The sequence below is a fragment of the Streptomyces sp. WMMC500 genome, assembly GCF_027497195.1.
In the GTDB taxonomy this organism is placed as follows: Bacteria; Actinomycetota; Actinomycetes; order Streptomycetales; family Streptomycetaceae; genus Streptomyces.
The window spans coordinates 5458191-5482829 of record NZ_CP114905.1 but is presented as its reverse complement, the minus strand read 5'-3'; the positions used below and the strand labels follow the sequence as shown (position 1 = coordinate 5482829).

Genomic DNA, 24639 nt, shown 5'->3' with positions numbered 1-24639 from the left:
TTTCTCGTGCGGTGGCCCTGCACCAATTCTGACTCATCCCGGTGACAAGTGGACCTGCCGCGTGCTTTTCGCCTGACTTTCGCCGCCGATCTGCGGGAAAAGGGTGATCCGCACCGCCCCGCGGGCGCGGTCACCGGCCCCCGCCGGGCGGGTCCCTAACCCAGCAGCTCCGCCAGGTCCAACGAGGCCGCGACCCGTACGGCCACGTCCTCCGCGTACGCCGCGTCCTGCCGCGTGAAGCCGCGCCGCCCGCCGCCGCGCAGGAAGGTCACGACCCCCAGCGTCCGGCCGCGGCTGCGCAGCACCGTGCACAGCGCGTGCATCGTGCCCGGCGGCCACTTCCGCGCCACCGACCAGCCCTCCGCGATCTCCGGATCCACGCCGCCGCAGCCCGCCCGCACCGTGCCGCCGCGCTCGACCGCCTGGAGCGCGGGGTGCCCGGCGGGGTAGCGGACGGGGAAGCCGTGCGGCCCGGCCGGCAGGCACGGGCCCGGGCCCTCCGCGGGAGTGGCCGCGGCCCGGGTGAGCTGCGCACGACCCGGCGGCGCCCCCGCGTCGTGCGGGGCGCCGGGGGCGGGCGGGGAGCCGGGGTCCGCGGGCGCGGCGGCCAGGTCGACCAGCGCGTGGTCGGCGAAGCCGGCGAGCGCGAAGTCCAGGTAGACGGTCGCCGCCTCCATGGGGTCCTCGCACTCGGCCGCCGCGCGCGACGCCCGGTGCAGTTGATGGTCGCGGAAGCGCAGCACCGAGGCCGCGTCCTCGGCGAGCTTCTCCTCGGTGACGTCCTGGAAGAGCCAGCCGACGCCCAGCGGCACCGGGTACTCGGCCAGCGGCGAGGCGAGCCGTACGAACGCGCCGCGCAGACACCGCCGCCGTATCGCGGGATCACCGCCGGTCTCGCCGCGCACCGTCACCCACAGGTCGGCGGGGACCGCGGCGCTGCCCTGCGCCAGCACGTGCTGGAGCGCGCTCTCGACCTCCTCCGCGCCCTGCTCCAGCAGCTCGCCGAAGGGGCGCCCGAGGAGCCCCGAGCGCCGGGCGCGCAGCACGCGCGCCGCCTGGCCGTTGGCCAGCGCCGGGCGCAGGTCGGCGTCGACGAGGAGCACGCCCCAGGCTGCGTCCTCGCAGAGCGCCTCGCTGAACGCGATGGAACGCTCCAGGTCCATCTGCGCGTGTACCTCGCTGAACGCGCAGTAGACCCCGACCGCGGCGCCGCCCGTCTCGCCGCCGCCCGGGCGCACGGCGGAGGTCTGGGTGCGTACGAGCACCCGGCCGCCGTCCTTGCGCAGCAGCGCGAACTCCTGCACCTGCCGGCCCGGCACGTCCATCGCACCCATCAGCCGCGCCTCCACCTCGGCGGCGTCCTCCGCGCGGGCGGCCCATCCGGCCAGCCCGCGCCGGCCGACGGCCTCCGCGGCGGTCCAGCCGAGCAGCCGCTCGGCCTCGCGGTTCCAGTGGGTGACGACGCCGTCGGCGTCGAAGGCGCACAGGGCGGCGTCCATGCCGTCGAGCAGCGCCCTCAGCAGGTCGGGCGCCGCGGTGCGGCGGTCCTGCGGCGGCGCGCCCGCCACCGCCGGGTCCGCCGCCGCGGGCGGTGACCCGGCGGCGTCGTCCCCTGTGTCCGGAGCGTCCGCGGCCTGTTCGCCGGAGGCGTTCCTGCGGTCCCGGTTGGTACGCCGGGTCGCGCTCATCAGGCACCCCCTGCTCGCCGCGGCGTCGTGTGCGTGGTGTGGTGCACCCGGATCATTCAACTCGAACGTGACGCAGCACACACCCCATTCCCACGAAATCGTTGCACGCCGAGCGGCCCCGCGGGGAGGCGCTGACGCGCCGGATTCCGGGGCGGTGCCCCCGTACCCCCGGGGACCAGCGCGTTCGGGGTCGCCCGGAAATCACTTGAGGGGCCGCGGGGGGCGTGCCTAATGTGTGAGGTACACGAGAAGGGAGGTGGTTCGGCAGATGATGAAGTACCGGACGCGTGAGGTGACTGCGGGCTAGTGGTCCGCCGTCGCGCTTGAGCGCAATGCCGGACCGGGGCGCCTAGGACGCGCCCAGCCGGCCCTTATCCCAAGCAGTTCACCCGACCCGCGGTCCGCCGGTACGTCCGACCGGCTCCCCTCAAGGGGAATGGGCCGCGGGTCGCCCTTTTGTGCGGCGGGCCCGGGACGGGCCCGCCGGCTGTGTCCCGTGCCGCTACGGGCAGAGGCGTTCCACCGTCCAGCCGCCGCCGGCCGCGCCTTCGGTGCGTACGTACCGGAGGCGGTCGTGGAGGCGGTTCTCGCGGCCCTGCCAGAACTCCACCGTCCGCGGCCTGACCCGGAAGCCGCCCCACTCCGGCGGCGCCGGCACCTGCTCGCCCTCCGGGTAGCGGTCCGCCAGCTCCGCGTACATCCGGTCCAGCTCCGCCCGGGACGCCACCGCCGACGACTGCTCGCTCGCCCACGCGCCCAACTGCGAGCCGTGCGGCCTGGTGCGGAAGTACGCCACCGTCTCGTCCCGGCCCGTGCGCTCCGCGGCGCCCGCGACGATCACCTGGCGGGCGACGGGGTGCCAGGGGAAGAGCAGCGACACGTGCGGGTTGGCGGCCAGCTCGCGGCCCTTGCGCGAACCGTAGTTTGTGTAGAAGACGAACCCCCGCTCGTCCACCTGCTTCAGCAGTACGGTGCGGGAGCTGGGCCGGCCCTCGGCGTCGGCGGTGGAGACGACCATCGCGTTGGGTTCGTGCAGTCCGCTCTGCTCGGCCTGCCGGAACCAGCGGCCGAACTGCTCGAAGGGATCGGCGGCGAGGGAGTCCTCCGACAGTCCCGCGGCGCGGTAGTGCGCGCGCATGGCGGCCGGATCGAGGGAACGTTCGGTGTCAACGTCAACGTGGCGCACCCACACATCTTGCCGTATGAGCGGCCGTTGCGGGGCGGGAGTTTGCCCGCCCGGCGCACCCCGTAACCCTCCGGGCCGGGATCGGCGGGGAGTGTGCCCGATCTCACGCCCTGCCGCATGTGGGCAACCCGACAGAACGGCCGCCCGACCACTGTGGAAAGCCCACACCCCCGGCTATGGTGGCCGGAATGCACGCTTCGGACCGCGAGCGACGGCGCCGCGGAGCCTGGCCGGCAGGTACACCCCCCACCATCACATCCCGGACCGCACACCCCGCACCGCTCACACCACGCCTGGGGCCGACCCGTCCGCCGCTGCACACCCCCCGGCAGCGCACGCAACACAGTAGGGAGCCGCCTGATGTCCGACTTCGTACCCGGTCTTGAGGGAGTCGTCGCCTTCGAGACGGAGATCGCCGAACCCGACAAGGAGGGCGGCGCGCTCCGTTATCGCGGAGTGGACATCGAGGACCTGGTGGGGCACGTCTCGTTCGGCAACGTCTGGGGTCTCCTGGTCGACGGCGCGTTCAAACCCGGCCTGCCGCCTGCCGAGCCCTTCCCCATCCCCGTGCACTCCGGTGACATCCGCGTCGACGTCCAGTCCGCGCTGGCGATGCTCGCGCCCGTCTGGGGGCTGCGCCCGCTGCTCGACATCGACGAGCCGCGCGCCCGCGACGACCTGGCGCGGGCGGCCGTCACGGCGCTGTCGTACGTCGCGCAGTCCGCCCGCGGGCAGGCGCTGCCGATGGTGCCGCAGCGGGAGATCGACAAGGCCCGTACGGTCGTCGAGCGGTTCATGATCCGCTGGCGCGGCGAGCCCGACCCCAAGCACGTCGCCGCCGTCGACGCCTACTGGACGTCCGCCGCGGAACACGGCATGAACGCCTCCACCTTCACCGCCCGCGTCATCGCCTCCACGGGCGCCGACGTGGCGGCGGCGCTGTCCGGCGCGGTGGGCGCGATGTCCGGGCCGCTGCACGGGGGCGCGCCCTCACGGGTGCTCGGGATGATCGAGGAGATCGAGCGCACGGGCGACGCCGAGGGCTACGTCCGGCGGGCGCTGGACGGCGGCGAGCGGCTCATGGGCTTCGGCCACCGCGTCTACCGCGCGGAGGACCCCAGGGCCCGGGTGCTGCGGCGGACGGCGAAGGACCTCGGCGCGCCGCGGTACGAGGTCGCGGAGGCGCTGGAGAAGGCGGCGCTGGCGGAGCTGCGGGCCCGGCGCCCCGACCGGGTGCTGGAGACGAACGTCGAGTTCTGGGCGGCGATCGTGCTGGACTTCGCGGAGGTGCCGGCGCACATGTTCACGTCGATGTTCACGTGCGCGCGGACGGCGGGGTGGTCGGCGCACATCCTGGAGCAGAAGCGCACGGGGCGGCTGGTGCGGCCGTCGGCGCGGTACGTGGGGCCGGGGTCGCGCTCGCCGCGGGAGATCGAGGGCTACGCGGAGGCGGAGTCGGGCGGAGCGGGCTGAGGAGCCGTCCGCCGGGCGGGCGGAGGCCCGAAGGGCCGCCGGGTCTCCCGTGTCTGCTACTCACAGTGGCAGGCTAGGCGTGGCGGGACTCCCCATACTCGAGCGCATGGACAAGACGACACACGGCAGGTCCCCCCTCGGTGAGTTCCTGTCCACGCGCCGGGCCCGGTTGAAGCCGGCGGACGTGGGCCTGCCGGACTACGGCGACCGCCGGCGGGTGCCGGGGCTGCGGCGCGCGGAACTGGCCCAGTTGGCCGGTGTCAGCGAGGCCTACTACATCCGGCTGGAGCAGGGGCTGTCGCTCAACGCCTCGCCGCAGGTCCTCGACGCGCTGGCCACGGCTCTGCGGTTGGACGACGCGGAGCGGCGCCACCTGCACACCCTGTCCGGCGAGCCCCGGAAGCGGCGCCGCCGGCTCCCCGCCGAACGGGTCACCCCGGCGGTACGCCAACTGGTGGCGGCGTTCGGGGACTCGCCCGTGGTCGTCGTCGGCCGGTACTCGGACGTCCTGATGTGGAACCGGGCCGGGCACGCGCTGATCGCCGGGCACCTGGCGCCGGACAGCCCGGATCATGCGGCCACGCGGCCCAACACCGCCCGGCTGATCTTCCTGGACGCCCACACGAAGGACCTGTACGCGGACTGGCCCAGGAAGGCGCGGGACGTGGTGGGCAAGCTGCGGCAGGCGGTCGGCGAGTTCCCGGACGACCCGCATCTGGCATCCCTGATCGGCGAGTTGACCATGCGCAGCCCGCAGTTCGCCACGCTGTGGGCCGAGCACCGGGTGCGCGCGTGGGGCATGACCGAATACCGGATGCGCCATCCGGTGGTCGGGGAGATGGACGTCCTGCAGCACTCGCTGCCGGTGCCCCACGAACAGGGAATCCGCGTGGTGGTGACGACGGCGGCGCCCGACTCCGCCTCCCAGGCCGCACTGCACCTGCTCAACCAGAGCACCGGACCCACCACTGACGAGCCGGCGACCGCCCGCACCCCGATGTAGGCGCCCCGGCACGCGCCCCCCTCCACAGCACTCCTGATTCGGCCGTCCGTCGACCGCGGTACCGCATGCGCGCGTGCCGCGGGGGTTTGGCGCGCCCGACTGCCCTTCCGAATCCGAACCCTCCCCCTCACTCCCGGCTCACTGCCGGCCACTCAACTCTCACGAGGAACGAGAACCATGAAGAAGACGAAGCTCAGGATCGCCCTCGCGACCGCCGCAGTGGTCGCCGCCGTCGCCACCGGAACGGCGCTGGCCGCGAGCGATTCCTCCACCGGATCCGAATCCGGATCCGAGCGGCCCCGGATGGACCAGAGCAGGCAGAACGCGCCGGGCAAGGAGCAGGCACCCGGCGTCATCGAGGCCGATGGTCCGGAGGTGTTCCCGCACTCCCTGGACTTCGACGTGCCGTCGAAGACGTTCTACGCCGGCTCCCTGAAGCACGGCACGGTCTCCGCCGTCACACCGGACGGAAAGGTGCGCACCTTCATCGACGACCCGGAGATCGTGTCGGCGCAGGCCGTCAACGTCGACCGCGAGCGGAACCGCATCCTGGTCAGCAACGTGGACTACGGCACCGCGGGCCGTTCCGACAAGGACGACCCCTTCCGCGTCGCCGGTGTCGGCAGCTACGACCTGGAGACCGGGAAGCAGAACTGGTGCACCGACCTGACCGCGCTCACCCTGGACGGCAAGCGGCACCTGATCTCCGACGTGACGGTGGCGCCCGACGGCACCGCGTACGCCGTCGACGAGCTGACCCCGACGGTGTTCCGCATCGACCCCGACGGCAACGCCTCGATCTTCCTGCAGAACGACCTGCTCCAGGGCGAGCTGGACATCCCGGACTTCCTTGACGACGTGGGCATGGCGGCGGTGGAGTACGCGGCTGGCGACCAACTGATCATCGCCATGGCCGACGGCTCCCTGGTGCGCGTGCCCGTCCAGCACCCCGAACAGGCGGAGAAGGTGAAGCTCTCCGCGCCGCTGGCGTCGCCCACGGCCGGTATGCGGCTCCTGGAGGACGGCTCGATCACGGCGATCAGCAGCGGCCTGCTGTCCGGCAAGCCCGCGCAGGTCCAGCACGTGCAGCCGCGCGACGGCTGGCAGGAGGCCACGGTGAAGGTCACCGACACCGTCGAGGACCCCGTCACCAGCGACGTGACCGAGGGACCGGGCGGGACGACCTACGCGCTGAGCGGCGGACTGGCCGACCTCCTCGCGGGCAAGCCCAACGACGGGTTCGCCCTGACGCCCGTCAAGGACCGGTGAGCGGGCGGCTCTTCGCCAGTGCCGCCGTCAGCAGGTGCGACCACTGCGCCACGACGCGGTCGCGGCGGGCGCTGTCGTCGGTGAGCAGGGTCGCCAGGCCCAGGCCGCGGGCCATGTCGAGGAAGCCCTGGACCGTCTCCCGCACGCCCGGCACCGACTCGTCGGCGCCGAGCAGCGCCACCGTCATGCGGTGGGCCTCGCGCCCGACGCGGGCCTCCAGCGCGGCTACGCGGGGGCGGAGCTGCTCCTCGTTGGCGGCGGCGACCCAGAGCTGGAGCGCGGCGCGGAAGAGCGGACCGGTGTAGAGGTCGACGATCCCGCGGACGACCGTGGCGGTGGCTTCGGCCCGTACCGGATCCGCCGCCCCGGCCCGTACACGATCCCCCGCCCCCGCCCCCGGCACCGCACCCGGTGCCGGGGGCAGCGCGCGCAGCGCCGCCGAGCGTTCCGCCGCCACGTGCTCCACCGCCGCCGTGAACAGGTCCTCCCGGGTCGGGAAGTGGTGCTGCGCCGCGCCCCGCGAGACCCCCGCGCGCTCCGCGACCACGCTGACCGTGCTCCCGCCCCAGCCGAGTTCGGCCAGGCACGCGACCGCCGCCTCCAGCAGCCGCTGCCGCGTCGCGCGGCTGCGGTCCTGCTGCGGGCCGCGGCCCCGCGGCTGCCGGGGAGCGTCCGTCAGCGGGACCACTTCGGCTCCCGGCGTTCCAGGAACGCCGTCATGCCCTCGCGGGCCTCGGGGGACGCGAACAGCGACGCCGACAGCTCCGCGAACGGCTCGGTGTCCCGGTCGAAGGCGCGCAGCACCTCGCCCGTGACCAGCCGCTTCGACGCCGCGAGGCCCTGCGGCGACGCCGCCCGCAGCCCGTCGAGCACCGGCGCGAGCAGCGCGTCGACGTCGTCGCCCGCCAGCGTGAGCAGCCCGATACGGGCCGCCTCCTCCGGCCCGAAGCGCTCGCCGGTGAGGTAGTAGCGGGCCGCCGCGCGGGCGTCGAGGCGCGGCAGCAACGGCATGGAGATCACCGCGGGCGCGAGCCCGAGCCGCGCCTCCGTGAACGCGAACGTCGCGCCCGTACCCGCCGCCGCGACGTCGCACGCGCCGAGGAGCCCCAGGCCCCCGGCCCGTACGTGCCCGGTGACCCGGGCGACGACGGGCTTCGGGCACTCCACGACCGCGCGCAGCAGCCGCGCGAGCGCCAGCGGCCCGTCGGTGGCCACGGACGCCTCCGTGGCCTCGCCGAGGTCGGCGCCGGCACAGAAGGTGTTGCCGGTGTGGGTGAGCAGCACGGCCCGTACGTCGTCGTCCTCCGCGGCTGCCCCGAGGCCCTCGTGGAGCTCGGCCATGAGGCGCGCGGAGAGCGCGTTGCGGTTGTGGGGCGAGTCGAGCGTGAGGGTGAGGACGCCGCGGTCGTCGCGCGCGGTCCGGACGAGGGGCGTGCCGGCGGCGGCCGGTCCTGCGGGTGCGTCGGTCATGGCGTGGGGGCGCTCCTTCGGTACGTCGGCGGCGTCAGTACGACTTGGGCAGGCCCAGCGTCTGGTGCGACACGTAGTTGAGGATCATCTCCCGGCTGACCGGGGCGATCCTGGCCACGCGGGACGCGGTGAGCATCTGGGCAAGACCGTACTCCGTGCTGAGCCCGTTGCCGCCGAGCGTGTGCACGGCCTGGTCGACGGCCTTCGCCGCCGCCTCGGCCGCCGCGTACTTCGCCATGTTCGCCGCCTCGCCCGCACCCGTGTCATCACCGGCGTCGTACAGCGCCGCGGCCTTCTGCGTCATCAGCCGGGCAAGCTCCAGTTCGATGTGCGCCTGCGCGAGCGGATGCGCGATGGCCTGGTGCACGCCGATGGCGCCGCCCTTCCACACCTGGCGCGTGCGGGCGTAGTCGACGGCCCGCGCCACCGCCTGCCGCCCGAGACCGAGCGCGAACGCGGCGGTCATGATGCGCTCGGGGTTGAGGCCCGCGAAGAGCTGGAGCAGGCCGGCGTCCTCGTCGCCGACGAGGGCGTCAGCCGGCAGCCGCACGTCGTCGAGGACCAGCTCGAACTGCTTCTCCGGGGCGTGCAGCTCCATGGGTATCCGCGCCCGCTGAAAGCCCTCGGCGTCGCGCGGCACGATGAACAGGCAGGGCTTGAGCGTGCCGGTGCGGGCGTCCTCGGTGCGGCCGACGATGAGCGTGGCATCGGCGATGTCGACGCCGGAGATGAACACCTTGCGGCCGGTCAGCACCCAGTCGCCGCCGTCGCGGCGGGCGGTGGTGGTGATGCGGTGGGAGTTGGATCCGGCATCGGGCTCGGTGATGCCGAAGGCCATCTTGCGGGTGCCGTCGGCGAGTCCGGGGAGCCACCGCCGCTTCTGGTCCTCGGTGCCGAAGCGGGCGATAACGGTGCCGCAGATGGCGGGGGACACGACGAGCATGAGCAGCGGGCAGCCGGCGGCGCCGAGTTCCTCCAGTACGATCGCCAGCTCCGCGATGCCGCCGCCTCCGCCGCCGTACTCCTCGGGGAGGTTGACGCCGAGGTAGCCGGCCTTGCCCGCCTCGGCCCACAGCTCGTCGGTGTGCCGGCCGTCGCGGACGGCGGCGGTGAAGTAGTCGCGGCCGTAGCGGGCGCCGAGCGCGGCGACGGCGGCGCGGAGGTCGCGGTGCTCCTGGGGTTCGAGGACGGCGCTGGTCATGGCTGGGTGCCTTCCTGGTCGCGGGGCGGGGCGTCTTCGACGACGGCTTCTTCGACTACGGCGAGCAGCGCGCCGACCTCGACCTGCCGGCCGGGTGCGGCGTGCAGGGCGCTGAGCACGCCGGTCGCGGGGGCGGCGACCTCGTGCTCCATCTTCATCGCCTCCAGCCAGAGGAGCGGCTGGCCCTGCTGTACGGACCGTCCCGGGGCTATGCCGTCGGCGAGCCGGACGACGGTGCCGGGCATGGGCGCGAGGAGGGAGCCGGGCGGGGTGTCGGCGCGGGGGTCGGGAAAGCGGGAGAGGGGGCGCAGGGCGTACGAACCGTGCGGGCCGTCGACGTAGGCGGGGTGGCCTCCGGCGTACCCGGCGACGTCGAAGGCGCGGGCGACACCGGCGACTTCGAGCACCACGCGACCGGGCGCCGCGGCGAGCACGTGCACGCCGGGCAGGTCGTCGGCGCGTACGCCGTCGCGGGTGAGGCGGTAGCGCACCTCGACCTCGGCACCGCCGGGCTCGGCCCGGTACGTCTTCGCCTGCGGCTGCGACACGATGTTGCGCCACCCCCCGAACCGCGCGGGCAGCACGCCCCCGGGGGCCTGCCGCCGGGCGGCGGCGTCGGCGAGCGCGGCGGCGAGGGCGGCGAGGTGGAGGGGGGTCGGCGCGGTGGGCTCGTCGCGGGGCGGGCGGGTCAGCTCGGGGAGGTGCCGGTCGTAGAACGAGGTCGTCATCTGCGCCCGTGCGAACTCCTCGTGCCCCAGCGAGCGGACGAGGAGGTCGCGGTTGGTCGTGGGGCCGTGGATCCGTGCACCGCGCAACGCGGAGGTCAGGGCGCGGATCGCCTCGGCTCGGGTGGGGGCGTGGACGACGGCCTTGGCCAGCAGGGCGTCGTAGTACGGGGTGACGGTGTCGCCGGCGGCGTAGCCGGTGTCGAGGCGGAGGGTGGGGGGTTCCCCGATCCCACCCCTTCCCGAAACCGGGGCTCCGCCGGGGCTACGCCCCGGGCCCCCGGCGGTGTACGGCGCACGGACGCCCCTGGCGGCCGGGAACGAGCCGCCCTCCGAGGTCCGGGGCGGGCCGGCCGCCGCCGGGAGCATCAGGCTGTGCAGCACGCCCGTCTGCGGGGCGAAGTCCGCCGCCGGGTCCTCCGCGTAGAGGCGGGCCTCCACCGCGTGGCCCGACGGCCGCGGCGGGTCCGGCGGCAGCGGCGCGCCCTCCGCCACGCACAGTTGCAGCGCGACGAGGTCGACCCCGTACACCGCCTCCGTCACCGGGTGCTCGACCTGGAGCCGCGTGTTCATCTCCAGGAACTGCGCCCGCCCGTCCGGCGCCAGCAGGAACTCCACCGTCCCCGCGCCCACGTACCCGATCGCCCGCGCCGCCCGTACCGCCGTCTCCTCCAGCGACGAGACGACACCCGCCGCCAGCCCGGGCGCCGGGGCCTCCTCCACCACCTTCTGGTGCCGCCGCTGCAGCGAGCAGTCGCGCGTGCCCAGCGTCCACACGCCGCCGTGTGCGTCCGCCAGCACCTGCACCTCCACGTGCCGGCCGCCCTCGACGTACGGCTCGACGAACACCTCGCCGTCCCCGAACGCCGCCTCCGCCTCCGCCGCCGCGGAAGCCAGCGCGGCGTCCAGCTCCACGAGTGCGCGTACGACCCGCATGCCGCGCCCGCCGCCGCCCGCCGCCGCCTTGACCAGCAGCGGCAGGTCGGACTCGACCGCCTTCTCCGGGTCGAAGGGCGCGAGGCCCATCAGTTCCTTCGCGCGCGTCTTGGACGCCATCGCCTCGACGGCCTCCGGCGGCGGCCCGACCCAGGTCAGCCCGGCCGCGGTCACCGCGCGCGCGAACTCCGCGCTCTCGGAGAGGAACCCGTAGCCGGGGTGCACCGCGTCGGCGCCCGCCGCGCGCGCAGCGGCGACCAGCAGGTCGGCCCGCAGGTATGTGTCCGCTGCCGCGTTCCCCGGCAGCCGGACCGCCGCGCCGCCCGCGGCCAGCGCCACCCGTACGTGCAGCGCGCCCGCGTCGGCGTCGGAGTGCACGGCGACGGGCGTGATGCCCAGCTCGCGGCAGGTGCGGAAGACGCGGCAGGCGATCTCGCCGCGGTTGGCGACGAGGAGGGTGCGGATCACGGGAGTTCCGGTCACGGGAGTCACGGGAGTTCTGTCCTCCGTCGTCGAGGTGGGCGGGTTCACAGCCGGAACACCCCGTATCCGTCGTGCACCCCCGCGTACGGCGCCGTGTGGATCGCCGACAGGCAGATCCCCAGCACCGTCCGGGTGTCCCGCGGGTCGATGACCCCGTCGTCGTACAGCCGTCCCGACAGGAACACCGGCAGCGACTCCGCCTCGATCTGCTGTTCCACCATCGCCCGCAGCGCCGCGTCGCCCTCCTCGTCGTACGGCGTGCCCTTCGCCTCCGCCGACGCCCGCGCGACGATCGACAGCACGCCCGCGAGCTGCTGCGGGCCCATGACCGCCGACTTGGCGCTGGGCCAGGCGAAGAGGAACCGCGGGTCGTAGGCGCGGCCGCACATGCCGTAGTGGCCGGCGCCGTAGCTGGCGCCCATGAGCACCGACAGGTGCGGTACGCGGGAGTTGGAGACGGCGTTGATCATCTGGGCGCCGTGCTTGATGATGCCGCCCTGCTCGTAGTCCTTGCCGACCATGTAGCCGGTGGTGTTGTGGAGGAAGACCAGCGGGATGTCGCGCTGGTTGGCGAGCTGGATGAACTGCGCCGCCTTCTGCGACTCCTCGCTGAACAGCACGCCGCGCGCGTTGGCGAGGATCCCGACGGGATAGCCGTGCAGCCGGGCCCAGCCGGTGGCCAGGCTCGTCCCGTACAGCGGCTTGAACTCGTCGAAGTCCGAGCCGTCCACCACCCGCGCGATCACCTCCCGCGGGTCGAACGGCACCTTCAGGTCCCCCGGCACGATGCCCAGCAGCTCGTCCTCCGGGTAGGCGGGCGGGGCGGCCGGCGGCGGGTCGGGGTGCGCCTTGCGCCAGTCGAGGCGGGCGACCACGCGGCGGGCGGTGTGCAGGGCGTCCGGCTCGTCGACGGCGAAGTAGTCGGCGAGTCCCGAGGTACGGGCGTGCATGTCGGCGCCGCCCAGCGACTCGTCGTCGCTCTCCTCGCCGGTGGCCATCTTCACCAGGGGCGGGCCGCCGAGGAACACCTTCGCGCGCTCCTTGACCATGATCACGTGGTCGCTCATACCCGGCACGTACGCCCCGCCCGCCGTGGAGTTGCCGAAGACGACGGCGACCGTGGGGATGCCCGCCGCGGACGAGCGGGTGAGGTGCTTGAACAGCGCCCCGCCCGGGATGAAGATCTCCTTCTGCGACGGCAGGTCGGCGCCGCCGGACTCCACGAGGTGGATCGACGGCAGCCGGTTGGCGAGGCTGATCTCATGCGCGCGGAACGCCTTCCTGAGCGTCCACGGGTTGGACGCCCCGCCGCGTACGGTCGGGTCGTTGGCGGTGATCAGGCACTCGACGCCGGAGACGACGCCGATGCCGGTGACGAGCGAGGCGCCGACCGCGTAGTCGGAGCCCCAGCCGGCCAGCGGGCTCAGCTCCAGGAACGGGGTGTCGGGGTCGAGCAGCAGCTCGATCCGCTCGCGGACGAGCAGCTTGCCGCGGGCGCGGTGCCGGGCGACGTACTTCTCGCCGCCGCCCGCCACGGCCTTGGCGTGCTCGGCGTCGAGGGCGGCGAGCTTGTCGAGCATCGCGCCGCGGTGCGCCGCGTAGTCGGGGCCCGCGGTGTCCAGCGACGAGGCCAGGACGGTCACAGCAGCTCCTCGGGGATGTCGGCGTGCCGGGCGCGCAGCCACTCGCCGAGCGCCTTGGCCTGCGGGTCGAAGCGGGCCTGGGAGGCGACGCCTTCGCCGAGGAGGCCGTCGACGGTGAAGTTGAGCGCGCGGAGGTTCGGCAGGACGTGCCGTACGACGGGGAAGGGGGCGGTCTCGGGGAGGAGCGCGCGGAAGCGGTCGACGGTGAGGGTGTGGGCCAGCCAGCGCCATGCGGCGTCGTTCCGGGCCCAGACGCCGACGTTGGCGCTGCCGCCCTTGTCGCCGCTGCGCGCGCCCGCCACGGCGCCGAGCGGCGCGCGGCGCGTCGGCCCCGGCGGAGGGGGCGGCGGAAGGGGCGGCTCCGGTACGGGCTCCAGCGCGCGGGTGCGCTGCGGCGGGGCGACGGGGACGCGGGTGCCGTCGGGCAGCACGGCGGTGTGGGGGACGTCGGCGGCGGGGACGTAGGCGGCCTCGAAGACGCCGTACGGCTGCGCCCTGCCGGGCGGGGCGGTGACGTGGAAGCCGGGGATGCTGGCGAGGGCCAGTTCGATCGCGGCGGAGCTGACGGCGCGGCCGACGGCGGCCTCGTCGGGGTCCCGGACGGCGAGGCGGAGCAGGGCGGACGCCTCCTCCTGCACGTCCGCGTCGGCGCGGTCGGTGCGGGCGAGGGTCCAGCGGACGTCGGCGACACCGGCGAGCACGGGGGCCATCTGGGCGCGGACGAGGGCGGCTTTGGCGTCGATGTCGAGGCCGGTGAGGACGAAGACGACCTCGTTGCGGTGGCCGCCGAGGCGGGAGAGGCCGACCTTGAGGGCGGGCGGCGGTGCCTCGCCGCGTACACCGGTGATGCGCACGCGGTCGGGCCCGTCGGGGTCGAGGCGTACGGAGTCGAGGCGGGCGGTGACGTCGGGCCCGGCGTAGCGGGCGCCCGCGGTCTCGTAGAGGAGCTGCGCGGTGACGGTCTCGACGGTGACGGCGCCGCCGGTGCCCGGGTGCTTGGTGATGACGGCGCTGCCGTCGGGCTCGATCTCGGCGAGCGGGAAGCCGGGGTGGCGGACGTCGTGCTCGGTGAAGAAGGCGTAGTTGCCGCCGGTGGCCTGAGGGCCGCACTCCAGCACGTGGCCGGCGACGACGGCGCCGGCGAGGGCGTCGAGGTCGGCGGCGTCCGGCTTGGTGGGGTCGCCGGGGTCCGCGGTTGCCCAGCCGTAACGGGCCTGGGCGGCGCCGGTGACGAGTGCGGCGTCGGTGACGCGGCCGGTGACGACGACGTCGGCGCCGGCCCGCAGGCAGGCGGCGATGCCGGCGCCGCCGAGGTAGGCGTGGGCGGCGAGGGCGCCCGGCCAGGTGCCGCGCGCGGTGAGGTCGTCGCCCTCGACGTGCGCGACGCGGGCGGGCACGCCGACGCGCCCGGCCAGCTCGCGGACGGCTTCGGCCAGGCCGGCGGGGTTGAGGCCGCCGGCGTTGACGACGAGGGCGACGCCGCGGTCGTGGGCGAGGCCGAGGCCCTCTTCGAGCTGGCGGAGGAAGGTTCTGGCGTAGCCGGCGGAGGGGTCCTTGAGGCGGTCGCGGGCGAGGATGAGCATGGTCAGCTCGGCGAGGTAGTCGCCGGTGAGGACGTCGAGCTCGCCGCCGGTGAGCATCTCGCGGAGGGCGTCGAAGCGGTCGCCGTAGAAGCCGGAGGCGTTGCCGACTCGCAGGGTCACGGGCGGGCCTCCGGGTCGGTGCGGGCGGTGCCGTCGGTACGGGCGGTACGGGCGGCAGCGCCGGACTCCGCGCCGGACTCCGCCGGCCGTCGCCCGCCGCCCGGCGGGCCGGCGAACGCCTGGGCGATGCCGAGCCAGCGCTCCGCCTCCGCGCCCTCGGCGACGAGCGCGGTGTCGGCGCGGTGCACGCGCTGGGTGGCGAGGAGGCAGAAGTCGAGGGCGGGCCCGGTGACGCGCTCGGCGGCGTCCTCGGGCCCGTACGCCCAGACCTCGCCGCCGCCGGGCGCGGTCAGCTCGACGCGGAACTCGGCGGCGGGCGGCGCGAGCCGGTTGACCGCGTACGCGAAGTCCCGCGCCCGTACGCCGATACGGGCCACGTGCCGCAGCCGGGCGGTGGGCTCGCGCCGTACACCGAGCGCGTCGGCGACGTCCTGCCCGTGCGCCCAGGTCTCCATCAACCGCCCGGAGGCGACGCCCCCCACGCTCATCGCGGGCCCGAACCAGGGCATCCGCACGCCGGCCGGCTGCGCCAGCAGCACCCGCCGCAACTCCTCGCGCCCCTGCCGCCACCGGTCGAGCAGCACCTCGGGCGCCTGCGCGGCACCCCGCGCGGCGCCCTCGTCGACGAAGTCGTACGGTGCCTCCTGCGCGCGCGCCAGCAGCCCTTCGAACTCCGCGGGGTCGACGGCCGCGGCGAGCGCGGCGCGGTCGGTCCAGGCCAGGTGGGCGATCTGATGCGCGACGGTCCAGCCGGCGGCGGGGGTGTCGAGCGCCCACCGCTCGGGCGGCAGCCCGGCGACGAGGGCGTCCAGCGCGGCGCTCTCGTCGCGGAGGTCGTCGAGCAGGGAGATGATCTCCGGCCCCGCCATGGTGCGCTCCCCTCGTGACTACTGCGCAGTAGGGTGGCAGCGGCCGGAAAAACAAGCAAGCGTGCTTGCCGGATTATTTCACCGGTGATCACCCGGGGCACGGACGCCTCTCGGGCCTCACCTGCACCGACGGGTTCCCCTCCGGCTGATCACCCCTCCTCCGGCAGGCCTTCCGCCAGGAGTTCCGCCAGGTGGCGGGCGCGGATGCCGGCGAGTTGGTCGAGCTGGGTGCGGCACGAGTAGCCGTCCGCCACGACCGCGGCGTTCTCGGGTGCGCTGCGTACCGCCGGGAGCAACTGGTCCTCCGCGCAGGCCGCGGAGACCTCGAAGTGGCCGCGTTCGAAGCCGAAGTTGCCCGCCAGGCCGCAGCAGCCGGCGGCCAGTTGCCCGTCGAGGCCGGCCTTCGCCATCAGGCGGCGTTCGGCGGCGTCGCCGAGGATCGCGTGCTGGTGGCAGTGCGTCTGGCCGGTGACCGGGCGGTCGAGGCGGGGCGGGGTCCAGTCGGGGGCGGCGGTTTCGAGGGCTTCGGCGAGGGTGCGGACGCGGGCGGCCAGGCGCGGGGCGCGGGCGTCGTCGGGGAGCAGTTCCACGAGGTCGGTCCTGAGCGTGGCGGCGCAGGGCGGTTCGAGGACGACGAGCGGCGGGCCGGCTTCGTCCCCGCCCGTACCGCCGCCCCCGGCTCCGCCCTCCGGTTCCAGCGCGTCCAGCGTGCGCCGCATCGCCTTGCGGGCCAGGTCCAGTTGGCCCGTGGAGACGTACGTCAGCCCGCAGCACACCTTCCCCGCCCCCCGCGGCAGCCCCACCCGCAGCCCCGCCGCCCGCAGCACCCGTAGCGCCGCGGAACCCGCCTCCGGCGACAGGTAGTTCGTGAACGTGTCCGGCCACAGCAGCACGTCCGGATCCCGATCGGTGCCCCGGCCAGCGCCCCGGGCACCCCCGTCGCCGCCCCGGCCCAGCGCCCGCGTCAGCGGCACCCGCGCGATCGGCGGGATCGGCCGCTCCCCCGCCAGCCCCGCCACCCGCTTCGCCACCGCCGCCAGCGGCCGTACACCGGCCAGCGCGTTCGCCACCCCCGCCGCGCGCAGCACCGCCGTCAGCCGCAGCCACTGCGGCAGCCGGCCCATCGCGTAGTGCGCCATCGGCCGCCGCCGCCCGGCGTAGTGGTGGTGCAGGAACTCGGCCTTGTACGTGGCCATGTCGACGTCCACCGGGCAGTCGCTGCGGCAGCCCTTGCACGCCAGGCACAGGTCGAGCGCCTCGCGCACCTCCTCCGAGCGCCACCCGTCCGTGATGACCTCGCCCGCCAGCATCTCGTGCAGCAGCCGCGCGCGCCCGCGCGTGGAGTGCCGCTCCTCGCCCGTGGCCCGGAAAGACGGGCACATCACCCCCGGACTCCCCGCCGGGTTGCGGCACTTGGCGACCCCGACGCACCGCCGCACCGCCGCCGCGAAGTCGCCGCCCTCCGGCCCGTCGTGCGGGTACCCGAACGCCACCGGCACCGGACCCCGCGGCAGCGGCGCGAAGCGCAGGCCGGCGTCGAGGGGGGCGGGGCGGGCGATCACGCCGGGGTTGAGGGCGCCGTCGGGGTCCCAGAGGTCCTTGAAGCCGCCGAAGAGGCGGACGAGTTCGTCCCCGTACATCGCGGGCAGCAGCTCCGAGCGCGCCCGCCCGTCGCCGTGCTCGCCCGACAGCGAGCCGCCGTGGGCGACGACGAGGTCCGCCAGTTCCCCCGAGAACTCCCGGAAGCGGGCGACGCCGCCCGCGGTCAGCAGGTCGAAGTCGATGCGCACGTGGATGCAGCCGTCGCCGAAGTGCCCGTACGGCAGCCCGCGCAGCCCGTGCGCGGCGAGCAGCGCGCGGAAGTCGCGCAGGTACGCGCCCAGCCTCGCGGGCGGCACCGCGCAGTCCTCCCAGCCGGGCCAGGCCTCGCTGCCGTCGCGCATGCGGGTGGCCGTGCCGGAGGCGTCCTCGCGGATGCGCCACAGGGTGCGCTGCGCGGCGGGGTCGGCGACGACGGCGTGGTCGACGGCGTCGGCGGCGCGGCACACCGCGTCGGCGGCGGCCCGCGCGGCGGCGGGGCTGTCGCCGCCGGTCTCGACGAACAGCCAGGCGCCGCCGCGGGGCAGCGCGTGCGCGTCGGGCACGAGGTCGGCGGCCATGCCCTCGACGGTCAGCGGGCGCAGCGGCAGCAGCCCGGCGGCGGCTTCTGCGGCGGCGGACTCGTCGGCGTAGCCGAGGACGGCCAGGGCGCGGGCGGCGGGGGCCTCGACGAGGCGGACGGTGGCCTCGGTGAGGACGGCGAGGGTGCCCTCGCTGCCGGTGAAGGCGCGGGCGAGGTCGGCGCCGCGCTCGGGGAGGAGGGCGTCGAGGGCGTAGCCGGAGATGCGGCGGGGGAGGTCGGGCCAGCCGGGGAGGTCGCGGGGGTACGGACCGAGGGCGCCGGTGGCCCCGTCCCGTACGGCGCCCGCGTCGGGCCCTTCGGCGCCTCCGCGCGCCGGCCCGTCCGTACGCCCGCCCGCACTCCCGCCTGCGGACCCGCCGGTGCGCCCGCCCGTGCGCAGCGTCGCCAGGTGCTCCGCCACGAACTCCTCAAGACCCGGCAACACCCCCGGGTCCCGCTCCAGCCGCAGCGCCCGCCCCCGGTACGTCACCACGTCCAGCGCCCGCACGTTGTCGGCCGTCGTCCCCCACGCGACGCTGTGCGAGCCGCAGGAGTTGTTGCCGACCATCCCGCCGATGGTGCACCGGCTGTGCGTCGACGGGTCCGGCCCGAACGTCAGCCCGTGTTCCGCCGCCGCGCTCCGCAGCCGGTCGAGCACGAGCCCCGGCTGCACGACGGCGGTGCGCGCCGCGGGGTCGAGGCCGACGAGCCGGTTCAGGTGCCGGGTGAAGTCGAGGACGACGCCGGTGCCCACGGCGTTGCCCGCGATGGACGTACCGCCGCCGCGGGCGACGACGGGCGCGCCGTACTCCCGGCACACGGCCAGCGCGGCGGCGACGTCGTCGGCGTCGCGGGGGGCGACGACGCCGAGGGGGACGCCGCGGTAGTTGGAGGCGTCCATGGTGACGAGGGCCCGGTCCCGGGTCCGGAACCCCACGTCGCCGCGGACCGCGTCCCGCAGCCGCCGCTCCAGCGCCACAGCATCCACACCGGTGTCCGTACCCGCGTCCGCGCCCGTCTGCGTATCCATGGCCCCAGCGTGCCGGACACCCCCGCCCCGTCGCGCGTATTGACGTGCCCCACTCGCGCCTCTAACGTCCGACCCCAGAAAGATTCGAAACTAGTCCCGAATGTTTCGATACGCACCACACGCACGGATCCGGCGCCCACACTCCACCACCGCCCGCGCCCGCCCGCGGGGGAAGAAGGGGAACATGCGAACACTCCGCAGCAGGCCCAGGGCCCTGCTCGCCGCGCTCGCCGGCGCCCTCTGCCTGTACGGCCTCGGCACCGCCACGCCCGCGCAGGCCGCCGACTCGCTGAACCAGCTCGCCCAGCAGCACGGCAAGTTCATCGGCTCCGCCGCCGCGACGTCGCACTTCTCCGACAGCCAGTACACCGGGATCCTGGGCAGCGAGTTCGGCCAGGTCACGGCGGAGAACGAGATGAAGTGGGACACCGTCCAGCCGTCCCGCGGCCAGTTCAACCACGGCCCCGGCGACCGGGTCGTCGACTTCGCGCGGCAGAACGGCCAGTCGGTCCGCGGCCACACCCTCGTCTGGCACAGCCAGCTCCCCGGCTGGGTCTCCGGCCTGCCGAGCGGCGAGGTGCGGTCGGTGATGGAGAACCACGTCACGCAGGTCGCCGGGCACTACGCGGGCGACATCTACGCCTGGGACGTGGTCAACGAGCCGTTCAACGAGGACGGCACCTTCCGCACCAGCCCCTTCTACAACGCCATGGGCAAGGACTTCGTCGCCCACGCGCTGCGCGCCGCGAAGGCGGCGGACCCGGGCGCGAAGCTGTGCATCAACGACTACAACATCGAGGGCGTCAACGCGAAGAGCACCGCGATGTACAACCTGGTGCGCGACCTGAAGGCCCAGGGCGTACCGATCGACTGCGTCGGCATCCAGGGCCACCTGGCGATCCAGTACGGCTTCCCGAGCGACCTGCGGCAGAACATGCAGCGCTTCGCCGACCTGGGGGTCGACGTGGCGATCACGGAGCTGGACGTGCGGATGCAGCTCCCGGTCAGCGCGGCGAAGGAGGCCACCCAGTCGCAGTACTACGCGAACGTCATCGACGCCTGCCTGGCGGTCAGCCGGTGCGTGGGGGTCACGGTGTGGGGCTTCCCCGACAAGTACTCCTGGGTGCCGGGAGTCTTCGACGGCGAGGGCTCGGCGACCCTCTGGAACGACAACTACCAGCCGAAGGTCGCGTACAACGCGGTGGTCGAGGCCCTGGGCGGCGACCCGGGGCCGGGCCCCGGCCCCGGTGAGGGCTGCGACGCGAGCTACGCCGTACCCCAGGAGTGGAACGGCGGCTTCACCGCGGCGGTGACCATCCGCTGCGAGGGGGACTCGCTGACCGGCTGGTCGGTCGCCTGGGACTACGCGGCGGGCCAACGCCTCGACCACGCCTGGAACGCGACGTGCCGGCAGAGCGGCACCCGCGTGACGTGCACCAACGCCACCCACAACGGCACCGTGCCGGACGGCGGCTCGGTCACCTTCGGCTTCAACGGCACCTGGACGGGCACCAACCCGGTCCCGGCCACCCTGACCCTCGGCTGACACCCGCTGACACCCGCGTCCGCCGGGGCCGCCGTCGCCGGCGGGCCCCGGCGGACGCGGCCGGTGACCGTCACTCGCGCGGGCGACATCCCGCCCGAAAGCGGCGGCCTGCACCCGGTCCGGTACGTGGGGATTCGTGTCTCAGAGCGTGGGACGGACCGCCGTCGCGCCCTCGGGGGGCCTTAGGCTTCGGGCGTGGCTGAGATCGAGATTCCCGCAGACATCAAGCCCGCCGACGGACGCTTCGGGTCGGGCCCGTCCAAGGTGCGCACCGAGGCGCTCGAGGCCCTGGCCGCCACCGGTTCCTCCCTCCTCGGCACGTCCCACCGGCAGGCTCCCGTGCGGAACCTCGTCGGCCGGGTGCGTGAGGGCGTGCGCGAGCTGTTCTCGCTGCCCGAGGGGTACGAGGTGATCCTCGGCAACGGCGGGTCCACCGCGTTCTGGGACATCGCCACCCACGGGCTGATCGAGCGCAAGTCGCAGCACCTGTCCTTCGGCGAGTTCTCCTCGAAGTTCGCCAAGGCCGCGAAGCTCGCCCCGTGGCTGGACGAGCCGACCGTCGTCACGTCCGAGCCCGGCACGCACCCCGAGGCGCGGGCCGAGGCCGGCACCGACGTGTACGCGCTGACGCACAACGAGACCTCCACCGGCGTCGCCATGCCGCTGCGCCGGGTCGACGGGGCCGACGACGGGGCGCTCGTGCTCGTCGACGCGACGTCCGGGGCCGGCGGGCTGCCGGTGGACGTGGCGGAGACCGACGTGTACTACTTCGCGCCGCAGAAGTCGTTCGCCTCCGACGGCGGGCTGTGGGTCGCCGCGTTCTCACCGGCCGCGCTGGAGCGGGCCGCGCGGGTGCACGCCTCCGGGCGGCACGTGCCGGAGTTCTTCTCGCTGCCCACGGCGATCGACAACTCCCGCAAGAACCAGACGTACAACACCCCCGCCCTCGCCACCCTCTTCCTCCTCGCCGACCAGCTCGACTGGCTGAACGGGCAGGGCGGCCTGGACTGGGCCGTGCGCCGCACCGCCGCCTCCGCCCGCACGCTCTACAACTGGGCCGAGGAGGCGAAGGCCACCACGCCGTTCGTCGCCGACCCGGCGCAGCGCTCGCAGGTCGTCGGCACGATCGACTTCTCCGACGACGTGGACGCCGCCGCCGTCGCCAAGGCGCTGCGCGCCAACGGCATCGTGGACACCGAGCCGTACCGCAAGCTCGGGCGCAACCAGCTCCGCGTCGCGATGTACCCCGCCGTCGACCCCGCCGACGTCGAGGCCCTGACCCGCTGCATCGACTACGTCGTCGAGCGGATCTGAGCCCCAGCTGACGGCCCGAGCGCCGACCGACCGGGGAACGGGGCCTGCGGCGGTGCCGCGGGCCCCGTTCCCGTACGAACCGGGCCTCGCTCAGTGCGACAGCCGCTGGTACTTCCGCACCGCCAGCGGCAGGAACACCGCGGTGATCAGCACCGGCCACACCAGCGCCATCAGCATCGCGTGCTGCTCGATCCACGAGTCGCCCAGCCGACCCGGGTTGCCGAACAGCTCACGCACCGCGTTGGCGGTGGAGGACACCGGGTTCCACATCGCTATCGCGCCCAGCCAGTCCGGCATGTCCGCGGGCGACGCGAAGACGCTGGAGACCATGCCGAACGGGAACGCGACCGCGAAGAGGTTGCCCGCCGCCTCCTGGTTGGGCGTCAGCAGGCCGAGCACCACCCCGACCCAGATCAGCGCGAAGCGCAGCCACAGCAGCAGCGCGAAGGCCGCCACGGTCTCCAGCGCCGTGCCGTCCGAGCGCCAGCCGATGACCAGCGCGATCGCCGCCATCACCGCCAGGTCGAGCGCGGCGCCGATGAGGTCGGAGACGCCCCGGCCGCTGACGACGGCGGAGGGGGACATCGGCATGGAGCGGAACCGGTCGGTGATGCCGTGTTCCTTGTCGATGGCGATGAGCATGGCGGTGTTCATGAACCCGAAGGCCATGGTCATCGCGAACATGCCGGGCATCGCGTACGACTTGTAGGCGTCCGCGCCGCCCTCCATCGCGCTGCCGAAGACGTACACGAACAGCAGCACGGAGACGACGGGAAAGCCGAGCTGCCAGGCGATGTTCGACGGCTGCCGGCGGTAGTGCAGCAGACCGCGGCGTACGACGGTCCAGCAGTCGGCGAACGCCCACTTCAGCGCTCCGCCGGGGGCCTGCTCGCCGGCCGGGGGACGGGGCCGCTTCTCCCCTGCGGCGCTTTCGGTGACGGTGGTGCTCATACGACCGGGGCCTCCTCTTTCCTGCCGTCCTTCCCGCTCTCCTTCTTCGCCTTCCTGCTCTCCTTGCCGCCCGCGCTCTCCGCCGACTCCGACTCCGCCGCGGTGTGGCCGGTCAGGCTCAGGAACACGTCGTCGAGCGTGGGCCGCCGCAGCGCTATGTCGTCCACCGCGACCCCGTCGTCCTGCAGCGTGCGCGCCACCTCCGTCAGCGCCGCGACCCGGTCGGTGACCGCGCCGTGCACCCGCAGCTCCTCCAGGTCGATGGCCGGGTCGGCGCCGGAGACCCGGGCGACGGCCTTCACCGCGTCCGGAATCTCCTCGGCGGAGCCGACGACGACCTCGATACGGTCGCCGCCCACCTTGTTCTTGAGCGCGGCCGGGGTGTCGTCCGCGATCGTCCGGCCCTCGTCGATGACGGCGATGCGGTCGGCGAGCTTGTCGGCCTCGTCCAGATACTGCGTCGTCAGCAGCACCGTCGTGCCGCCGGCCACCAGGTCCCGCACCGCCTCCCAGACCTCGCCGCGGCCGCGCGGGTCGAGGCCGGTCGTCGGCTCGTCCATGAACAGCACGTCCGGCGCGAGGATCATGCTCGACGCCAGGTCGAGCCGGCGCCGCATGCCGCCGCTGTACTCCTTGGCGCCCTTGTCCGCGGCCTCGGTCAGCCCGAACTGCTCCAGCAGCTCCGCCGCGCGCTCGCGGGCGCGCCGGGAGCCGAGGTGGAACAGCCGGGCGAACATCTCCAGGTTCTGCCGCCCGGTCAGCACCTCGTCCACCGCCGCGTACTGCCCGGCGAGGCCGATCCGCCGGCGCACCTTGACCGGCTCCTTCATCACGTCGAACCCGCCGACGCGGGCCTGGCCGCCGTCCAGGCGGATGAGGGTGGACAGGATCCGCACCGCCGTGGTCTTGCCGGCGCCGTTGGGACCCAGCAGGCCGTAAACCGTCCCGTACGGCACGGTCAGGTCGAAGCCGGCGAGGGCCCGCTTCTCTCCGTAGCGCTTCTGCACGCCGTCCGCCACGACGGCGTCGGCCGAGCTTGCCTTCACGCTCTTCCTCCCCTATCTGAGTACGCCGTACTCATTTACGCATACGGTGTACGCAGATGGCAAGTGCGCAGCTAGACTCGTTTCCATGGCGGCAAGGGAACACAGCGGCGACGGCGACCTCAGCCGCAGCATGGCGCTGCTCTGGGGCATCGACGAGCGCGGCAAGCGCGGTCCGAAGCCCGGCATCTCCGTGGACCGGATCGTCTTCGCGGCGATCCGCATAGCGGACGCCGAAGGGCTGGAGGCGGTCTCGATGCGCAAGATCGCCGGACAACTGGGCGTGGGCACCATGTCGCTGTACCGGCACGTGCCCGGCAAGGCCGAGCTGCTCGACCTGATGCTCGACGCCGTCGGCTCGGTCGAGCCGGAGGACGTCGAACGCTTCCGGAGCCGGCCGACCTGGCGGGCCCGGCTGCGGGAACTGGCCGACTCCCTCTGGGAGCACTACCTGGAGCACCCGTGGCTGCTCCACGTCGACCAGGGCCGGCCCGTGCTCGGCCCCAACGGGCTGGACTCCTTCGAGCTGGCCCTCAGCGGCTTCGACGGACTGCTCCTCACCGACCAGGAGAAGGTCGGCTTCGTCACCTCGCTGGACTGCACCGCCGCCGGCCTCGCCCGGGTGCACGTCAACGCCAAGCAGGCGGAGGAGCGGACCGGGATCAGCGACCAGGAGTTCTGGGAGGCGCAGTCTCCGGCGCTGGAGTCCGCGATGACGTCCGGGCGCTATCCGAGGATCGCGAAGCTGGCCGACGACTCCTTCTCCGCCCTGGACCAGGAGACGTTCGTGTTCGCGACGGACCGGATGCTCGACGGCCTGGAGGCCCTGCTCGAACACCGCCGCGAGACGGGGTGGACCCCGCCGCCGGTCGCCGACGGCGCCTTCGGCCAGCGGGACAGGCGGGAGGAGTGCCGCGAGGGGACCCGGGAGGAATCGGCCTGACG

General features: G+C 74.4%; 18 protein-coding genes. 6 read left to right on the top strand and 12 right to left on the bottom strand.

The features are described 5' to 3' along the window. Positions 1 to 155: 155 nt before the first annotated feature. Positions 156 to 1688 carry a PAS domain-containing protein gene (locus O7599_RS23670; RefSeq protein WP_281617618.1) on the bottom strand — a complete coding sequence of 511 codons (1533 nt, stop codon included), beginning with the start codon at positions 1686 to 1688 and terminating at the stop codon, positions 156 to 158. A gap of 502 nt (positions 1689 to 2190) precedes the next feature. Continuing rightward, positions 2191 to 2826 (bottom strand): pyridoxamine 5'-phosphate oxidase, encoded by a 636-nt coding sequence (gene pdxH, locus O7599_RS23665; protein ID WP_281623488.1) that lies wholly within the window; start codon positions 2824 to 2826, stop codon positions 2191 to 2193. A 408-nt stretch (positions 2827 to 3234) separates the two neighbouring features. Between pdxH and O7599_RS23660 the strand changes: the two genes are divergently transcribed. From O7599_RS23660 to O7599_RS23650, 3 genes are all read left to right on the top strand, one after another. Beyond that, positions 3235 to 4347 carry a citrate synthase 2 gene (locus tag O7599_RS23660; protein ID WP_281617617.1) on the top strand — a complete coding sequence of 371 codons (1113 nt, stop codon included), beginning with the start codon at positions 3235 to 3237 and terminating at the stop codon, positions 4345 to 4347. 106 nt (positions 4348 to 4453) lie between these two features. Continuing rightward, the gene (locus O7599_RS23655; protein WP_281617616.1) at positions 4454 to 5350 is read left to right on the top strand and encodes a helix-turn-helix transcriptional regulator; all 897 of its coding nucleotides are present in this window, start codon (positions 4454 to 4456) and stop codon (positions 5348 to 5350) included. Positions 5351 to 5527: 177 nt separating this feature from the next. Next, positions 5528 to 6619: a hypothetical protein gene (locus O7599_RS23650; RefSeq protein ID WP_281617615.1), complete on the top strand. Its 1092-nt coding sequence runs from the start codon at positions 5528 to 5530 to the stop codon at positions 6617 to 6619. Here the strand turns inward: O7599_RS23650 and O7599_RS23645 are convergent. From O7599_RS23645 to O7599_RS23610, 8 genes are all read right to left on the bottom strand, one after another. Continuing rightward, positions 6606 to 7307, bottom strand: a complete 702-nt coding sequence (locus O7599_RS23645; protein WP_281617614.1) for a TetR/AcrR family transcriptional regulator — start codon at positions 7305 to 7307, stop codon at positions 6606 to 6608. The genes O7599_RS23650 and O7599_RS23645 overlap by 14 nt on opposite strands. Next, on the bottom strand, positions 7295 to 8089 hold the full coding sequence (locus tag O7599_RS23640; protein WP_281617613.1) for an enoyl-CoA hydratase family protein: 795 nt from the start codon (positions 8087 to 8089) through the stop codon (positions 7295 to 7297). Before O7599_RS23640 ends, O7599_RS23645 begins: the two co-directional genes overlap by 13 nt. Positions 8090 to 8123: 34 nt before the next feature. After that, entirely contained in the window at positions 8124 to 9290 is a 1167-nt protein-coding gene (locus O7599_RS23635; protein WP_281617612.1) for an acyl-CoA dehydrogenase, read from the bottom strand. After that, positions 9287 to 11419 (bottom strand): biotin carboxylase N-terminal domain-containing protein, encoded by a 2133-nt coding sequence (locus O7599_RS23630; RefSeq protein WP_281623487.1) that lies wholly within the window; start codon positions 11417 to 11419, stop codon positions 9287 to 9289. The genes O7599_RS23635 and O7599_RS23630 overlap by 4 nt, the downstream gene beginning before the upstream one ends. A gap of 59 nt (positions 11420 to 11478) precedes the next feature. Continuing rightward, on the bottom strand, positions 11479 to 13077 hold the full coding sequence (locus tag O7599_RS23625; RefSeq protein WP_281617611.1) for a carboxyl transferase domain-containing protein: 1599 nt from the start codon (positions 13075 to 13077) through the stop codon (positions 11479 to 11481). Then, on the bottom strand, positions 13074 to 14780 hold the full coding sequence (locus O7599_RS23620) for an acyclic terpene utilization AtuA family protein (protein WP_281617610.1): 1707 nt from the start codon (positions 14778 to 14780) through the stop codon (positions 13074 to 13076). The genes O7599_RS23625 and O7599_RS23620 overlap by 4 nt, the downstream gene beginning before the upstream one ends. Continuing rightward, positions 14777 to 15649 (bottom strand): TIGR03084 family metal-binding protein, encoded by an 873-nt coding sequence (locus O7599_RS23615; RefSeq protein WP_281617609.1) that lies wholly within the window; start codon positions 15647 to 15649, stop codon positions 14777 to 14779. Before O7599_RS23615 ends, O7599_RS23620 begins: the two co-directional genes overlap by 4 nt. Before the next feature lie 149 nt (positions 15650 to 15798). Then, entirely contained in the window at positions 15799 to 18840 is a 3042-nt protein-coding gene (locus O7599_RS23610) for an FAD-binding and (Fe-S)-binding domain-containing protein (RefSeq protein ID WP_281617608.1), read from the bottom strand. 184 nt (positions 18841 to 19024) lie between these two features. On the opposite strand from O7599_RS23610, the gene O7599_RS23605 reads away from it, so the two are divergent. Both O7599_RS23605 and serC read left to right on the top strand, forming a co-directional pair. Continuing rightward, complete coding sequence (locus O7599_RS23605; RefSeq protein ID WP_281617607.1) at positions 19025 to 20386, top strand: endo-1,4-beta-xylanase; 1362 nt, start codon at positions 19025 to 19027, stop codon at positions 20384 to 20386. 195 nt (positions 20387 to 20581) lie between these two features. Further along, on the top strand, positions 20582 to 21700 hold the full coding sequence (gene serC / locus O7599_RS23600) for a phosphoserine transaminase (protein WP_281617606.1): 1119 nt from the start codon (positions 20582 to 20584) through the stop codon (positions 21698 to 21700). 90 nt (positions 21701 to 21790) lie between these two features. On the opposite strand, the gene O7599_RS23595 is transcribed toward serC, so the two are convergent. Then, entirely contained in the window at positions 21791 to 22651 is an 861-nt protein-coding gene (locus tag O7599_RS23595; protein ID WP_281617605.1) for an ABC transporter permease, read from the bottom strand. Then, positions 22648 to 23697 carry an ATP-binding cassette domain-containing protein gene (locus O7599_RS23590; RefSeq protein WP_281617604.1) on the bottom strand — a complete coding sequence of 350 codons (1050 nt, stop codon included), beginning with the start codon at positions 23695 to 23697 and terminating at the stop codon, positions 22648 to 22650. The genes O7599_RS23595 and O7599_RS23590 overlap by 4 nt, the downstream gene beginning before the upstream one ends. A gap of 85 nt (positions 23698 to 23782) precedes the next feature. On the opposite strand from O7599_RS23590, the gene O7599_RS23585 reads away from it, so the two are divergent. Continuing rightward, positions 23783 to 24637, top strand: a complete 855-nt coding sequence (locus O7599_RS23585; RefSeq protein WP_281617603.1) for a TetR/AcrR family transcriptional regulator — start codon at positions 23783 to 23785, stop codon at positions 24635 to 24637. Positions 24638 to 24639: the final 2 nt, after the last annotated feature.

Bases quoted from the DNA above. Each gene is read 5' to 3' on its own strand.
- O7599_RS23670 (WP_281617618.1), bottom strand. From the start codon at position 1,688: ATGAGCGCGACCCGGCGTACCAACCGGGACCGCAGGAACGCCTCCGGC.
- pdxH (WP_281623488.1), bottom strand. From the start codon at position 2,826: ATGCGCGCGCACTACCGCGCCGCGGGACTGTCGGAGGACTCCCTCGCC.
- O7599_RS23660 (WP_281617617.1), top strand. From the start codon at position 3,235: ATGTCCGACTTCGTACCCGGTCTTGAGGGAGTCGTCGCCTTCGAGACG.
- O7599_RS23655 (WP_281617616.1), top strand. From the start codon at position 4,454: ATGGACAAGACGACACACGGCAGGTCCCCCCTCGGTGAGTTCCTGTCC.
- O7599_RS23650 (WP_281617615.1), top strand. From the start codon at position 5,528: ATGAAGAAGACGAAGCTCAGGATCGCCCTCGCGACCGCCGCAGTGGTC.
- O7599_RS23640 (WP_281617613.1), bottom strand. From the start codon at position 8,089: ATGACCGACGCACCCGCAGGACCGGCCGCCGCCGGCACGCCCCTCGTC.
- O7599_RS23635 (WP_281617612.1), bottom strand. From the start codon at position 9,290: ATGACCAGCGCCGTCCTCGAACCCCAGGAGCACCGCGACCTCCGCGCC.
- O7599_RS23615 (WP_281617609.1), bottom strand. From the start codon at position 15,649: ATGGCGGGGCCGGAGATCATCTCCCTGCTCGACGACCTCCGCGACGAG.
- O7599_RS23610 (WP_281617608.1), bottom strand. From the start codon at position 18,840: ATGGATACGCAGACGGGCGCGGACGCGGGTACGGACACCGGTGTGGAT.
- O7599_RS23605 (WP_281617607.1), top strand. From the start codon at position 19,025: ATGCGAACACTCCGCAGCAGGCCCAGGGCCCTGCTCGCCGCGCTCGCC.
- O7599_RS23595 (WP_281617605.1), bottom strand. From the start codon at position 22,651: ATGAGCACCACCGTCACCGAAAGCGCCGCAGGGGAGAAGCGGCCCCGT.
- O7599_RS23585 (WP_281617603.1), top strand. From the start codon at position 23,783: ATGGCGGCAAGGGAACACAGCGGCGACGGCGACCTCAGCCGCAGCATG.